Source organism: Treponema sp. OMZ 857 (assembly GCF_024181085.1).
In the GTDB taxonomy this organism is placed as follows: Bacteria; Spirochaetota; Spirochaetia; order Treponematales; family Treponemataceae; genus Treponema.
Genome location: NZ_CP051147.1, coordinates 1,806,966 through 1,821,023, shown reverse-complemented (window position 1 = coordinate 1,821,023; position 14,058 = coordinate 1,806,966). Strand labels below are relative to the sequence as shown.

Annotated in this window: 14 protein-coding genes and 1 pseudogene; 13 read left to right on the top strand and 2 right to left on the bottom strand. The window is 43.5% G+C overall.

What is annotated here, in order from left to right:
* The first annotated feature begins 12 nt into the window (after positions 1–12).
* The 12 genes and pseudogenes from E4N66_RS08260 (at position 13) to E4N66_RS08205 (ending at position 10,219) form a co-directional block, all read left to right on the top strand.
* Positions 13–495 (top strand): GerMN domain-containing protein, encoded by a 483-nt coding sequence (locus E4N66_RS08260; RefSeq protein ID WP_253727624.1) that lies wholly within the window; start codon positions 13–15, stop codon positions 493–495.
* Positions 496–564: 69 nt separating this feature from the next.
* Positions 565–1,623 (top strand): flagellar filament outer layer protein FlaA, encoded by a 1,059-nt coding sequence (locus E4N66_RS08255; RefSeq protein ID WP_044012915.1) that lies wholly within the window; start codon positions 565–567, stop codon positions 1,621–1,623.
* Positions 1,624–1,698: 75 nt separating this feature from the next.
* Positions 1,699–2,928 (top strand): (p)ppGpp synthetase, encoded by a 1,230-nt coding sequence (locus tag E4N66_RS08250; RefSeq protein WP_044012913.1) that lies wholly within the window; start codon positions 1,699–1,701, stop codon positions 2,926–2,928.
* Between the two features lie 48 nt (positions 2,929–2,976).
* Positions 2,977–3,249, top strand: a complete 273-nt coding sequence (rpsT, locus tag E4N66_RS08245; RefSeq protein WP_044012910.1) for a 30S ribosomal protein S20 — start codon at positions 2,977–2,979, stop codon at positions 3,247–3,249.
* A 271-nt stretch (positions 3,250–3,520) separates the two neighbouring features.
* Positions 3,521–3,859 (top strand): HU family DNA-binding protein, encoded by a 339-nt coding sequence (locus E4N66_RS08240; RefSeq protein ID WP_253727623.1) that lies wholly within the window; start codon positions 3,521–3,523, stop codon positions 3,857–3,859.
* Complete coding sequence (gene lnt, locus E4N66_RS08235; protein ID WP_253727622.1) at positions 3,846–5,483, top strand: apolipoprotein N-acyltransferase; 1,638 nt, start codon at positions 3,846–3,848, stop codon at positions 5,481–5,483. The genes E4N66_RS08240 and lnt overlap by 14 nt, the downstream gene beginning before the upstream one ends.
* Positions 5,480–5,887 carry a bactofilin family protein gene (locus E4N66_RS08230; protein ID WP_016524026.1) on the top strand — a complete coding sequence of 136 codons (408 nt, stop codon included), beginning with the start codon at positions 5,480–5,482 and terminating at the stop codon, positions 5,885–5,887. The genes lnt and E4N66_RS08230 overlap by 4 nt, the downstream gene beginning before the upstream one ends.
* Positions 5,887–6,447: a CinA family protein gene (locus E4N66_RS08225; protein ID WP_235619730.1), complete on the top strand. Its 561-nt coding sequence runs from the start codon at positions 5,887–5,889 to the stop codon at positions 6,445–6,447. The genes E4N66_RS08230 and E4N66_RS08225 overlap by 1 nt, the downstream gene beginning before the upstream one ends.
* Before the next feature lie 714 nt (positions 6,448–7,161).
* A pseudogene (gene rho, locus E4N66_RS08220) lies at positions 7,162–8,427 on the top strand (transcription termination factor Rho); the annotation flags it as partial.
* A 73-nt stretch (positions 8,428–8,500) separates the two neighbouring features.
* Complete coding sequence (rpmE, locus tag E4N66_RS08215; protein ID WP_044012901.1) at positions 8,501–8,704, top strand: 50S ribosomal protein L31; 204 nt, start codon at positions 8,501–8,503, stop codon at positions 8,702–8,704.
* Between the two features lie 74 nt (positions 8,705–8,778).
* The gene (locus E4N66_RS08210) at positions 8,779–9,429 is read left to right on the top strand and encodes a PAQR family membrane homeostasis protein TrhA (RefSeq protein WP_371922463.1); all 651 of its coding nucleotides are present in this window, start codon (positions 8,779–8,781) and stop codon (positions 9,427–9,429) included.
* A 76-nt stretch (positions 9,430–9,505) separates the two neighbouring features.
* Entirely contained in the window at positions 9,506–10,219 is a 714-nt protein-coding gene (locus E4N66_RS08205; protein WP_253727619.1) for a hypothetical protein, read from the top strand.
* Here E4N66_RS08205 and E4N66_RS08200 read toward each other — a convergent pair.
* Together E4N66_RS08200 and E4N66_RS08195 are read right to left on the bottom strand one after the other, a co-directional pair.
* Positions 10,116–11,102 carry a CobW family GTP-binding protein gene (locus tag E4N66_RS08200; protein ID WP_253727618.1) on the bottom strand — a complete coding sequence of 329 codons (987 nt, stop codon included), beginning with the start codon at positions 11,100–11,102 and terminating at the stop codon, positions 10,116–10,118. The genes E4N66_RS08205 and E4N66_RS08200 overlap by 104 nt on opposite strands.
* Positions 11,103–11,322: 220 nt before the next feature.
* Positions 11,323–12,378 carry an NAD(P)-dependent alcohol dehydrogenase gene (locus tag E4N66_RS08195; RefSeq protein ID WP_044012896.1) on the bottom strand — a complete coding sequence of 352 codons (1,056 nt, stop codon included), beginning with the start codon at positions 12,376–12,378 and terminating at the stop codon, positions 11,323–11,325.
* A gap of 206 nt (positions 12,379–12,584) precedes the next feature.
* Here E4N66_RS08195 and glgA point away from each other — a divergent pair, with 206 nt between their 5' ends.
* The gene (gene glgA, locus E4N66_RS08190; RefSeq protein WP_253727617.1) at positions 12,585–14,057 is read left to right on the top strand and encodes a glycogen synthase GlgA; all 1,473 of its coding nucleotides are present in this window, start codon (positions 12,585–12,587) and stop codon (positions 14,055–14,057) included.
* Position 14,058 lies beyond the last annotated feature (1 nt).

Here is a 14,058-nt window from a genome sequence, read left to right as displayed (position 1 = left end):
GTAAGGTAAAATATGAACTTTTTTACAAAACCGAGGATGGTATGCTGGCTGCTGCTCAGTGTAATCGCCGGAGTGTTGTTTTTATCGTATATGACAAGTCCTAAACAAACGCGTACTTTGTTGTATTTTCCGCAAAATGATGGCGGTACCGGTATTGAAGAACGGTATTTACCGCCGTTGTCAGAGCCGGAGTTTGCAGTGTCTCTCGTAAATGAGTTGCTGCTCGGTCCTGCCGATCACCGTTTTTTACGTTTTGCCGATCCCGAACTACTACCCCGCAGCTGTTTTGTGCGTGATAAGGCATTATATGTTGATTTTCCTGCTCAAGTCTTAACGCCGAATGTTAAAACGCCCGACTTTTATACCGTTTATACTTTGTTCCGGAAAAATATTGCGGTAAACTGTAAAAATATCACTACCGTTTATTTTTATATCGATGGTATGCCGATCTATGTAAAAAATTCCCATATTTCAACCGATAATAAAAAGAGTTGACAAGAATAGGTATCTTTCGTATACTTATTTTCAACAGGGCATTCTTAACAATGGAAAAGGAGCTTTTGAATGAAAAGAACAAGCATACTTGTAGCAATTGCACTTCTCTTTATCGGTGCATTTGCGGTTGCTGAAGAAGCAATTTTGGTTGACTTTGCGTTATTGAACGCAGATATCCTTGCGGATAAGAACGGTGCTATGACTCAGAACCGCAGAACGGTTATGGATTATGCTACCGTCGCAGGTTCTACCTACACCGATGAGCAGAAGGCTCTGATGAGAACATCTTTGGCTATCGGTCAGTGGGAAGTAGTTTTGAACTCATCTTCCCGCAATCCGACTTCGGTTGCCGTTTCTCATGCTACTGAAGCAAAAGTCAGTGATGAAGCAAAAAACTTTGCAGGTCAAACCTTAATGGGTGTACGCATTGAGTTCCCGCTGTGGGCGCATAATGCAAGTGCAACAATTGAACCGACTTTTGATATACCGATGTATGAACCGCTTGCGCAGGTTGATGATCAAGGCAATCTTCAGGAGCCGACTGATGAAGAAAAAGCTTCAGGAAAAGGACGCTTTGAAGACGGATACGGTGTTGTTCGTAATACCGGCGTTATTAAGTCCATTGCAGTTAATACTTATGGTATGAACTTCCCGCATGGGCTTTATGTACTCATCCGTAATGAAAAGAACGAAGTAAAGCGTTATTTCATGGGATATTTGTTGTTTGACGGTTGGAAAGAGCTTGTGTGGAATAACCCTGCTTATTTGACCGATGTACGCAGCCGTGAAACTCGTATCTATCCTGCTTATCCTACATCACTTCCTTATAGCACCTTTGTAGGTTTCTTGGTTACCCGTGATGCAGCACATGAAGGTGGAGCATTTGTAGGTTACTTCAAAGATGTCAAGCTTATCTATGATAAGGCTGTGTTGAACACTGTACGCGATTTTGCTGATGAAGACATCTGGGGTATTCAGACAAAACTGAGCAATGAGCGTATGCAGCGTGAAGTTGCCCGTTTCGGTCAGACCCAAGTTCTCCGCTTCTTAGAGCAGGAGAAGATGGCAACCGAAGCAGGATTCACTCCTTCTGAAGGTTCTGCTGCAGCTGGAAATACAAATAACTAGCTCATTAAGCTAATGAACTAATAGGCGGTATCTATAATAATAAGTACCGCCTATTTTTTTGTTCTAAATTTGGTTATGTCATTTAATACCGTGTGGATACCCGATAAAAATCAATTAAAAAAACACTACAATGAGTACCACCCCCATTTTACCGTCTTATTAAAACGGCTTGAGGATCATTTAAGATCAATCGTTAAAGTATCTGCATTACCTGCCTATAAAACAAGGGTCAAGAGCTTTGACAGTTATTATGAAAAATTATTAAAATTCCCGCCTACTGATCCGGGAATCCGGTTTCCGCTTGTAACCGATTTAATCGGTATTCGAATTGTATGTCCTTTTTTACAGAATCTCAGCGAAGTGGAAAATATTCTCGTAAAGAATTTTACTGTTCGAGAGGTGGAACGGAAGGGCGCTGGCCGTACTTTTTGTGAATTCGGCTATGAGTCTACTCATGTTTTAGCGGATATCCCCGAAAGCTTTAAAGTGGGACTACTACTGCCGGAAAATTTAATTTTTGAAGTCCAGATTAGAACAATTTTACAAGATGCATGGGCAGAAGTTGAACATGAGCTTATTTATAAATTTGAATTTTCCCCCTTTGATTTTCCTCTTAAGCGGAAGTTTGCTTCTATTAATGCAAGTCTCAGCCTCGCAGATATACTCTTTCAAGAAATTAGAGATGCTCAAAACAGCTTGAATACGGAACTGGATAGGCGACGTGAACAGTTTTATCTGCGTGCCGATGAATTTACAAATGGATTGCTCGGTGATCATTCGGAAGCCGAAGAAAAATCCGATATGAACTCCGCGAATACTTCCGCTTTGGAAACAATTGATAGTATGATTTTTCATGCTATCAAAGCACATAACTGCGGAGATTTTCCAACGGCGGAAGCATTATATACGAAAATCTTAAATCAAAAACCGAATACATTGGTAGCATCCATTGTCTATAAGCATCGCGGTATGGCTTTTTTTGCTCAAGGTGCATATGACAGTGCATATAAGGATTTTTGTGCCAGTCTGGATGAAAATCCTCAGAATTTCCGCTCATATTATTATGCAGGTATCGTATTGATGATGATGGATAAAAATTCAGAGGCAATAACGATGTTTACAAAATCTCTTGAAATAAACGGATATCAAGCGCATGTATATTTTAGGCGTTCACTGGCTTATTTTCAAGAAAATCAACTTATCTTGGCCTTGCATGATCTTGATAATGCTGCCTCACTTGGGCTCCCTGTAGAAGAAGAAAAGAAATTACGAGCAGCTATTGCAAAAAAGATTGATATGGTTTAATATCATTATTCTGTATTGTATGCTAATAATTTTATTGGAGGTTTTTAAATGGCAAATAATGCATCTGCTATAAAACGTCATAAACAGAGTGAAGTACGCCGTATCCATAATAAATCGGTGAAGTCGGCAGCACGTACATGTGCTAAAAAATATACACTTGCTGTTGTTGAAAAAAATGCCGAATCTGCTATGACGTTATTAAAAGAACTTGCGCATCAGCTTGATAGCGCTGCTCGGAAGGGAATTATTACAAAAAATGCTGCTGCACGAAAAAAGTCTCGTATGCAAAAGTTGTATAATGTAACTTTTTCACAAAAATAGCGTATTTATCTTTTTACATTTTCATTATCCCTTATCCTTTTTTGGTTTTATCGTTAGAATGACGGAAAGTGTTGCTATATGTGTTTCTATTTGCCGGTACTTAGTGATGGAATGCAATGAGGATAACGGGTAATATAATATAAATGACATCTCCTTACGCTTCTACCTTTTAAAACAGCAGCCGGTTTTTTGTTATAGCCGGTTATTTATATTGCTGTCTTACCAAGGTTGCTTTTAAGAAAAATTTTGTATTTCGTCTGGAAGGTTAAAGATGAGTAAACATAAACAGGTAAGTAAACAAACAAAAACAGGCATTGTCGATGCAATTTATAAAAAAACAGATCATATGTTGAAGGATATTCATTCTATCAGTGATTTGTTCTTTTCGGAAATGTTTGACGCTCTGCAGCGAGGTGAAACAATAGAAATTCGTGGTTTCGGTACATTCTCGGTACAATTCCGTAAGGGGCGAAAGGGAATGCGGAATCCCAAAACGGGAGCATTGGTTGATACTGCGGATCACTCGGTAGTTGTATTTCGGCCGGGAAAGATATTGAGCGCAGCTGTGCGTCCGCTTGTAGGGAAGAAGGTTCCGAATGCAAAGAAGTAGAAGTCTTGCCTATTGGGGTGTTAATGCAGCCCTGCTTGTAAGTTCTTCTGCGCTTTTTGCTTTTTCGCAGCCCGGTTTTTTGATCTCAACAGGGCTGCCGTTTCTTGCCTATATTATTTTTATACCGCTTTTCATTTTAGTCCGTAGAATTTCGCTCCCTTCTTCTTTTTTGTGGGGCGGAATTTACGGCGTTCTTAATTATTGTATTTTTAGTTATTGGCTGTGGGGATTTCACCCTCTTGCAATGTATATTGTTGCACTGGAATACTTTTTTTACTATATGTTAACGGTTCCCCTGCTTAAATTAGCCGATATCTGTTTTCCTCGATACGGTTTTATCGTACAATGGCTGATTTGGATCGGATACGAGTATATTAAGACACTTGGATTCCTCGGTTTCTCGTATGGTTTGGTAGGCTATTCGCAGTGGCAGTTTATACCGCTCATTCAGATTGCATCGGTTTTCGGTGTGTGGGGAGTTTCGGCATTGGTTTGCTTCCCTTCTGCATGGATAGCTGCCGGAATAAAACCTTATTGCAAGGAGCCTCTGCGGAACTGGCTGCACGGCTTCCGCGCCTTTGCATATCGGGAGCGTGTTTCCGCGTTAATCTGGTGTCTTTGTATGATTGGTGCGCTGATTTACGGTGTGTCAGTTCAGAGGGATTATAACGAGCTGCCGACTACCCGTATTGCGCTTATTCAGCCGAACTCCGATCCGTGGGTAGGAGGACTGGAAGCATATAGAAGGGATTTTAACACACTAAAAAAACTATCGGATCAAGCAATTGCCGATAATCCCAATCTTGCGCTTGTCGTATGGCCGGAGACAGCTTTTATACCCCGTATCGATTGGCATTATCGGTACCGTGAAGATAGAAACAGCTTTGAGCTTGTACACGAACTTCTAACCTATGTGGATGCGCAGCCGGTGCCGTTTTTAATTGGAAATGATGATGCCGTCAAAGCGGTAACTGAAGAGGGGTTACCGGATAGGCTCGATTATAATGCCGCTTTACTTTTTCGTCCCCACGAAAACGTATTGCCGCCTCGTCCCGATCGGTATCGAAAGATGCATTTGGTGCCTTTTACCGAACATTTCCCGTATAAAAAAACTTTTCCCGCTATTTATGAGGCATTGGTTGCAAACGATACCCATTTTTGGGAAAAAGGAACCGATCCAACGGTTTTTTCGGTGAACGGATTGGACTTTTCCGTGCCGATTTGCTTCGAAGATACGTTCGGCTATATTACGAGACGTTTTGCGCGTCATGGAGCAAAGTTATTTGTCAATATGTCGAATGATGCATGGGCGAAGAGTGTTGCCTGCCAATATCAGCATTTAAGTATGAGTGTATTTCGAGCTGTAGAAACTCGTCTGCCGATGGTGAGGGCAACAGCATCAGGGCAAACGGCAGCAATTGACCCGCACGGACATATTACTGCGATGATGCAGCCGTTTATTGAAGGATATTTGTGTGTTGATGTTCCCGCGTTTACAACAAACTCGAATACATGGTATGTGCTTTGGGGAGATATTTTGGGGCTTGCAGCAGCAATAGCCGCTGTTTGCCTCTTGATTATCGGTTCAGTACGGACTATACTCAATTCTAGGAAAACTGCATGAAAAAAATCGATAAAGAAAAAAAACTAACCGTTTTAGGGAAAGAGACGGTATTCGACGGTTTTTTGAAATTTACTGAAGATCTGCATATTCAAGGTACTTTTTCGGGCGCTATAGATGCGCAAGGTTTCTTATTGATAGAAAAAGGTGCAGTTTGTAAAACTCAGTATATTAGAGCTGCTTCGATTGTTATTGAAGGTACCGTATACGGCTCTTTAACCGCTGCCGATAAGATAGAGATGAAGGCCGGTAGTATTGTGCATGGGGATGTCCATGCTGCCCGTATTAAGATTGCAGACAATGTATCCTTTGAGGGTGCCGTGCACATGATACGGGACAATGCGGGAATTGATGCCAATCTCTTTTCAATGCATCCCGAACAACTCAAGCAAAAGCTGCGCGGCTAATGTTTTTGCAGATTCATCATATATTTGACGAACTAAAACGTAGAAATCTTTTTCTTGCAACGGCCGAATCATTAACAGGCGGCTTGATCGCAAAATACATTACGGATATACCGGGAGCTTCCGCTGTTTTCTGGGGCGGATGGGTTACCTATTCGGTAGAGGCAAAACAGCATATATTAAATGTTCCCGCTGAAGTTTTGGAAGGCTTTGGCGTAGTGAGCATTGAAACTGCTGCCGCGATGGCTCGGGGGGCATTAACCATCGCTTCGGATTCTTCAGGCAGACATGGATATGCCCTTGCAGTAACGGGACTTGCAGGGCCGGCCGGAGGAACCCCACAGCTGCCTGTCGGTACGGTATGCATTGCCTGTGCGGGGAATGAACATACTTCTTCCGTATATTCTGAAAAGTATCTGTTTAGCGGTACGCGCGATGCTATCCGTGAACAGACGTATACTGCTGCAATGCAAATGTTGTTACAGCAGCTGAATGGGATACATCACAATCAATCGAGTTATGATAATCCCCTTGACAAGATAAAAAATAAAAAGGTAGAATAAAGGAGTTACCGGTTAATCCAATGTGTAGAGTAATCGGTGGTAACTTTGGCATTTCTTATTTCACAATGGGTATTTATTACAACGGTATCTATTATTGTAAGTGAGTCTTATTGTGAGATAAACGGAAGCACTCATTCCGCGATGGATGCAGTTATTCCAAACAGAAGTAAAAAATGTCGGTAGTATAGAATGTGCCGTTAGCAATGTACAAGATCGTGTGGTCTTGATAAAAGCTTCTGTCTTGAAACACAGTGTTTCCTAAAACAACTTATCAAAGCTAATCTTTCTTAGAGAATACTCCGTATCTTCTTGATATTTTTTAACTAAAATTTACTATGGAGAAATTTTATGACAATCTTAAAAGTACGCCGTTCGCCTTTTACTGCTGACGGAGCCGGTCCGGATTTTTCAGGACAGCCTGAGTTGAATCTGGAGCAACAAGAGGCCGCGGGTACCGTGTCCCCTGAAACCGAACGGTCTATGCATCAAACAGACAGTGATGCTGAACATCCTATTGTATCCGATGAGCAGCCTGAAAAAAAATTAGTAGTACGGTCGCGTATGCGCAGAAAACCATCCGGTGACGGAACTGCGCCTGAGGCAGAGAAGAAACCACGTCGCCAATCTTCTATGCGAAGAACCTATAATCGAACACAAGATGCTGCTGCTGTAGATGGAAATAGCAGTTCCGAAGACAACGAAAATAAACTGAAACTGGTTATTAACGATTTGACGCGTATGGGGATGCATGCCCTGCGTGATTTAGCGGCGCAGTACGGTATACCGCATGAAGATATGGTTGCGATGAAAAAACAGGAAATTATCTTTTTTATCTTGAAAAACCATACGGAAAACGGCGGAATTATTTTTGCCTCCGGCGCTTTGGAAATTCTGCCGGACGGATACGGCTTTTTGCGTTCGCCGCAGAATAGTTATCTGTCCGGATCAGACGATATTTACATTTCGCCGAGTCAGATACGGTTGTTTAATCTTAAAACAGGAGATACCGTATACGGACAAATTCGTTCACCCAAAGAAGGGGAGCGCTTTTTTGCGCTGCTGCGGGTTGAATCGGTAAACTTTGAGGATGTATCCATTGCTCAAAGCCGTATTCCCTTCGATAACCTTACCCCTCTGTATCCCCGTCAAAAACTCAATCTGGAAACAACAAGCGAACTTTACTCAACCCGTATTATGGATTTGTTCTGTCCGATCGGAAAGGGGCAGCGTTCTTTGATTGTTGCGCCTCCTCGTACCGGTAAGACAATATTGATGCAGCAAATCGCGAATGCTATAACGCAAAATCATCCTGAAGTATATCTGATTGTTTTGTTGATTGATGAGCGGCCTGAAGAAGTTACCGACATGGAGCGGACAGTACGCGGCGAGGTTATCTCGTCAACCTTTGATGAACAGGCGACAAGGCACGTTCAGGTTGCAGAAATGGTATTGGAAAAGGCAAAGCGGTTGGTTGAACATAAAAAGGATGTAGTGATTTTACTTGATTCCATCACACGTCTTGCCCGTGCATATAACCAAACGGTGCCGACTTCCGGTAAGGTGCTGTCCGGCGGTGTTGACTCGAATGCATTGCATAAGCCCAAACGGTTTTTCGGCGCTGCCCGTAACATTGAAGAAGGCGGTAGTCTGACTATTATCGCGACTGCGTTGATAGAAACCGGCAGTCGTATGGATGAGGTTATCTTTGAAGAATTCAAAGGAACGGGTAATATGGAAATCAATTTGGATCGCAGGTTATCCGACCGCCGTATATTCCCTGCAATCAATATCAAGAAGTCGGGAACCCGTAAAGAAGAACTTTTGATTGATGAGGCAGATTTGCAGCGGATTTGGCTGCTGCGGAAGGTTATCAATCCGATGGATGACCTTGAAATTATGGACTTACTCCTTGACAAAATGAAGAAAAGTAAGAATAATGAAGTGTTCTTGAAATTGATGAATTCCGGAACTATGCAATAATATGGTCTCGGCTGATTGAGACTGAAGCGGTATAGTAATGCTCCTTTCGGGGCAGTGTGTAAGAGGTATTATAATGAAAAAAGATATTCATCCCAACTACGTAGAAACAACGATTACGTGCGCATGTGGAAATGTTATTCAGACCCGGTCTACTGAAAAAGATATTAAAGTTGAAATTTGCTCTGCGTGCCATCCTTTCTTTACCGGCAAACAGAAGTTGGTAGACACTGCCGGACGTATCGACCGCTTTAAGAAGCGCTATAGCATTAAAGACTAAAAGTCCGTTATTCTATAGGAATAAAACACTAAAACGGATGAGTTTTAGTGTTTTGTTTTTTTATGGGAGATATGATGGCACAAGTAATTACGAAGCGGTATACAACAGGAGAGGAAATTGTCAATGCTATAACCCATGGTATTGGGACTTTGCTTTCGATTGCAGGGTTGGTGCTTCTTATTATTCGTGCCGTTCGTTATGCGCCTGACGAATATAGAGCGCGGTGTATTGTTGGGTTTACGATATTCGGCGCATCGTTAATCATTTTATATTTGTTTTCAACGCTCTATCATGCTTTACCGCTGGGTGCAAAAAAAGTATTCGGCATATTCGATCACTGTTCAATTTATATTCTTATCGCTGGAACCTATACGGCCTATTGTCTCACAGCATTGCGGGGAGCAGTCGGTTGGTCTATCTTCGGTGTTATTTGGGGTTTAGCGGTAGTCGGTATTGTGCTCTATGCGATATTCGGAAGCAGGGTGCGCGTATTATCGGTTGTTACCTATATCCCCATGGGGTGGCTGATTATATTTGCCGCAAGGCCGTTGAAAGAACAGCTCCCTTTGTTAAGCTTCCGTTTTTTAATTTTAGGCGGTGTGCTCTATACCATCGGTTGCGTTTTTTATGCAATGAAAAAAATAAAATGGATGCACGGTGTGTGGCACCTCTTTGTACTCGCCGGAAGTATCATGCACTTCTTTTCTATCTATTACAGCATATAGCGTCTGATGTGGTGTAAGAGTAACCTCTTAAAATACTTCTAGTGTGGTTGCTTTGAGATTAAGAGAATTTGTTATTATGAAAATACTATTTCGTACATTATGTTGTCTTGCTGCCGTTTGCATTACAGCGGCCTGTTCTTCTTCTGCCCATATCGTTATACGGGATAATGCGGATTACCGCTTCACTGCGGAATTTATACCGAGCAGCTTGTTAGAAAAGAATATTACGCATTTGCTGAAACAAAAAGTCGAGCAAACCGGCGAACAATCGGTTTTCAATACTCAAGAGTTGAAAGAAGCGCTCACTAAATCGGGGATAGCGGTTAAAGAAGTTACCGCAAGAGGGGTAATGGGATTACGTCTCGTGTGCATGGTGCCGCGAAATCATGATTTGCTCAAAGACGTTATTAATTATAATATGAAAGAGCGGAAAGTTGCGGTAACACTTTCACCGAAAAATATCGCATTGTTTTTAGAGATGCTGCCGCAGGAAAGCCGTGATTTTATCGATATGCTGATGGCTCCGCTGTTTACCGGCGATGCAATACCGCCTGCGGAATACGAAGAGCTGATTGGTGCTGCTTACGGAAAAAAGATTGCAGCCGAACTCCGTAACGCTGAATTCGTTTTAACCGTTGATGTTCCGTATAAGGTACAAACGGCGCATATTACTCCCGTTGGAACGGTTACCGTACAGACGATAACGGGAAATACTTCCCGCGCTTCGATACGTATTCCGCTTCCGGATTTGCTGTGTACGGTCGGTACAATAGAGGTGCAGCTGCAGTAAAGGCTTTGCGCAGCCGTTCACGATTGAGCTTTTGTCCGATTATCACAGCTTTTGCTTCGGGCATCGGGTCGCAAATGGCAACGGTGTATTGTTTATCGACAATGTCGAATTTTGTCCATTGTCCGCCGATAGACACAAATCCTTTTGCGCGGTAGACAGCGCCGAAGTACCCGCGTAGCAATGCAGTCAGCAGCTCCAAAAGCTCGTTAACGGTATCGACGGTGATGCCGGCAATACTGATATTTTCCAAATTAGGCGCGTGGTCTTTTTCAGGGAGTACTATTGTACGCTGTTTATTCAGCGGAGTTTGCAGCAGTCGATGCCACCATTCCTCAGGTTGATTTTGATACGGGGTATTGAGGATTTCCGCATCAGGATTCATCGTGTGGAGTGTCGCGGTAATACGGTTTAACTCTTCAGCAGAAGCATTTTCTATTTTAGAGAGAAGAATACGCGGCGTATTTTTCAGCTGGTCGGCGTAGATGTCACCGAACTCTTTTAGATAATGCTCAACACAATGCACGTCTGCAACGGTAACCGGCTCAAGGAGCTGTATTCGGTCATATTCGATTTTACCGATATTGTTCAGCACCGCGCTGAGTAAACCCACACCGGTCGGCTCCACGATGAGATATTCGGGAGCCAGCGTATTGGCTATCGTCAATATCGAGGAAGCAAAATCGGATTTGAGCGAACAGCAGATGCAGCCTTCGGTCAACTCCCACACCTTTAATCGGTCTCGCTTCAAAAGGGCACCGTCGATACCTGCTTCGCCGTACTCGTTTTCCATAACGGCAAAGTCTATGCCTGTTTTTTGGGAAAGCGCTTGAATAAAGGTCGTTTTACCGGCTCCTAAAAAGCCCGAAATCACAAAAATCTTCATAACAGAAAAATATTTACAGTATCAACAACCCCGACGCTTGCGTCGGGGTTGTTGTTCTCATAAGGTGGTTGCAGTCGGCTTCAATACCCTTTGTTACGACGCCAAGCGTCGGGGTATTAAACCCTCCGCACGAATAAAACAAATACCGTCGGTCAATTCATATTCGAATCGGCCGACGGTATTTTTTAGCTCAGTATCCGCGCAAAGGCTAGTGCCGGCTTTAGATGATAACAACCGGTTTGATTAAGTCGGCCGGTTTATCCTTCATTAGATAGAGCGCTTTTTCGACATTCTCAAAGCCCTTGAAGGTATGGGTGATGAGCTTTGACAGGTCAAGCTTACCGACTGCAACGAGGCTGCTCAGTTTTTCCATGCGGAGGCGTCCACCGGGCATTAACCCGCCGTTGATCTGCTTGTGTCCCATTCCGACACCCCATTCTACGCGCGGAATCTTGATGGAAACGCCTGATCCGAGATAGTTGACGTTTCCGATTTTGCCGCCGGCCTTTAACGCTTTAACGGCTTCGTCAAAAGTATCAACGGTGCCGCCTGCGATAATAACCTTGTCTACGCCTTTACCGTGGGTAAGGTCGAGCACTTGCTTATCGATTGGGCCGTTCTTGTAGCTGATAATATCGGTTGCGCCGTAGAACTTTGCCGCTGCAATACAGGCGGGGCGGGTACCTACCGCATAAATCTTTGAAGCGCCGCGCAATTCGGCTCCCGCAACGGACATTAAACCGACCGGGCCGATACCGATTACCAGTACCGAATCTCCGTACTGAACATCGGCAAGCTCGGCGCCATGAAATCCGGTAGGAACCATGTCGGACAGCATCGGTGCATGTTCGATTTTTACTCCGTCCGGAATATGCGCGAGGTTTCCGTCAGCATCGTTGACATGGAAGTATTCGCCGAATACACCGTCTTTAAAGTTCGAAAACTTCCAACCGGCAAGCATACCGCCTGAGTGCATCGAATACCCTGCCTGCGCTTCCAGCGAATTCCAATCGGGAGTAATCGCAGGAACCAAGACCTTGTCGCCCGGTTTAAAATCTTTTACTAGAGAACCGACTTCGACAACTTCGCCGCAGCCTTCGTGTCCTAAAATCATATTATGCCGTTCGCCGATTGCTCCCTCCCATACGGTATGTACGTCGGATGTACACGGAGCAAGAGCTAACGGCTTACAAATTGCATCAAGCGGGCCGCATACGGGGCGTTCTTTTTCGATCCAACCCGTTTCGCCCAATTTAAGCATCGCAAAACCTTTCATAACTGTCCTCCTATAGGATGATGATATGTTATTATGTATAAAAATATAAAAATACGCAAGCAATAAGTTGCATCCGAGTAACCAGAGTCAATATTTCCAATGCAGAGTGCCGGAGTATTAAACTTTCTGCACGAATAATGGATACTTTTCTTTTCTCTTTTATAATTTTGTAAGCCGTGCTATAATTTGACAAGGAGGGTATTACCATGCGAATATTAATGATAACCAGTGAAGCGGTTCCTTTTGCGAAAACAGGCGGCTTAGCCGATGTCGTATCTGCCTTATCCTATGCATTAAAAGAACTCGGGCATGATGTCAGGATTGTTATGCCGCGTTATTATAGAATTGATAAAAAGAATTTAACGCCTATTCCCGGCGCGATGGGGGTATCTATCGGCGATAGGGAATACTGGACGGAAGTGTTTGAATCGACACTCCCTAATTCGGATATACCGGTGTATTTTATCGATCATGAAGAAAGTTTCGGCCGCGACGGGTTGTACGGTTCCGCTTTTGAACCGGATTTTAATGACAATCCCAAACGGTTTTCGATATTAAGCCATGCAGCCTTCCAGATTTGCAGAAAGCAGCATTGGATTCCCGATCTGATGCACGCGCATGATTGGCAGACGGCGCTTGTGCCCGTGCTGTTAAAATTCAACACACAGTATCTTGATTTTCAAGAAACAGCGAGTGTTTTTACGGTACACAATATCGGCTACCAGGGAATTTACAATAAAACGAATTATGTGGATACGGGACTTGATTGGATATACTTTTATTCGGCCGGTTTTGAGGATTGGGACAGAATGAATTTCTTAAAAGCCGGATTGCTTTCTGCCGATCGGCTGACAACAGTATCTCCTACTTATGCCCAGGAAATACAACGTGCGGAGTACGGTTTCCGGATGGACGGCATTCTCCGTTTCCGCAAAGAGGCTTTAACCGGTATTTTGAACGGTGTCGATACTTCCGTGTGGAGTCCTAAAACGGATAAGCACATTCCTTTTAATTACACCGCCCGCTCTCTTGCGAAAAAAGCGAAGAATAAAGAAGCCTTGCAAAAATATATGGGACTCCCACAGGATGAAAAAGTTCCGGTGTTCGGTATGATAACACGGTTGACCGATCAAAAAGGGATTGCAGAGTTATTCGGGCCGTCTTACGGTGCGGCATTCAAGATATGTACCGATATCAATTTACAGTTGATTGTACTTGGTGCCGGTGACCGGTGGTGCGAAGATGAACTACTGGCGCTTTCAAAACGCCTGCCGAACTTACGCGTCTATATCGGCTATGACGAGAAGTTGAGCCATTTGATTGAGGCCGGAAGCGACTTCTTTTTGATGCCGTCGCGATATGAACCGTGCGGGCTTAATCAGATGTATTCGCTGCTATATGGAACATTGCCTATCGTACGCAATACCGGCGGGCTTGCAGACACGGTAGAAAACTATGATGAGCAAACGGGAGACGGAACCGGTTTTGTGCTGAATCTGCTTACCCCCGACAGTATTTATAATACCGTTAATTGGGCGGTAAATGCGTGGTTTAAGAACCCCGAACACATCGTTAAAATGCGGAAGCGGGGTATGGCAAAAGATTTTACCTGGGATACGTCTGCAAAACAGTATCTTGCCGTGTATCAAGAGGCTATCGATAGGAAAAAGCCTCAATAAG

Bases quoted from the DNA above. Each gene is read 5' to 3' on its own strand.
- E4N66_RS08260 (WP_253727624.1), top strand. From the start codon at position 13: ATGAACTTTTTTACAAAACCGAGGATGGTATGCTGGCTGCTGCTCAGT.
- E4N66_RS08255 (WP_044012915.1), top strand. From the start codon at position 565: ATGAAAAGAACAAGCATACTTGTAGCAATTGCACTTCTCTTTATCGGT.
- E4N66_RS08250 (WP_044012913.1), top strand. From the start codon at position 1,699: ATGTCATTTAATACCGTGTGGATACCCGATAAAAATCAATTAAAAAAA.
- rpsT (WP_044012910.1), top strand. From the start codon at position 2,977: ATGGCAAATAATGCATCTGCTATAAAACGTCATAAACAGAGTGAAGTA.
- E4N66_RS08240 (WP_253727623.1), top strand. From the start codon at position 3,521: ATGAGTAAACATAAACAGGTAAGTAAACAAACAAAAACAGGCATTGTC.
- lnt (WP_253727622.1), top strand. From the start codon at position 3,846: ATGCAAAGAAGTAGAAGTCTTGCCTATTGGGGTGTTAATGCAGCCCTG.
- E4N66_RS08230 (WP_016524026.1), top strand. From the start codon at position 5,480: ATGAAAAAAATCGATAAAGAAAAAAAACTAACCGTTTTAGGGAAAGAG.
- E4N66_RS08225 (WP_235619730.1), top strand. From the start codon at position 5,887: ATGTTTTTGCAGATTCATCATATATTTGACGAACTAAAACGTAGAAAT.
- rpmE (WP_044012901.1), top strand. From the start codon at position 8,501: ATGAAAAAAGATATTCATCCCAACTACGTAGAAACAACGATTACGTGC.
- E4N66_RS08210 (WP_371922463.1), top strand. From the start codon at position 8,779: ATGGCACAAGTAATTACGAAGCGGTATACAACAGGAGAGGAAATTGTC.
- E4N66_RS08205 (WP_253727619.1), top strand. From the start codon at position 9,506: ATGAAAATACTATTTCGTACATTATGTTGTCTTGCTGCCGTTTGCATT.
- E4N66_RS08200 (WP_253727618.1), bottom strand. From the start codon at position 11,102: ATGAAGATTTTTGTGATTTCGGGCTTTTTAGGAGCCGGTAAAACGACC.
- E4N66_RS08195 (WP_044012896.1), bottom strand. From the start codon at position 12,378: ATGAAAGGTTTTGCGATGCTTAAATTGGGCGAAACGGGTTGGATCGAA.
- glgA (WP_253727617.1), top strand. From the start codon at position 12,585: ATGCGAATATTAATGATAACCAGTGAAGCGGTTCCTTTTGCGAAAACA.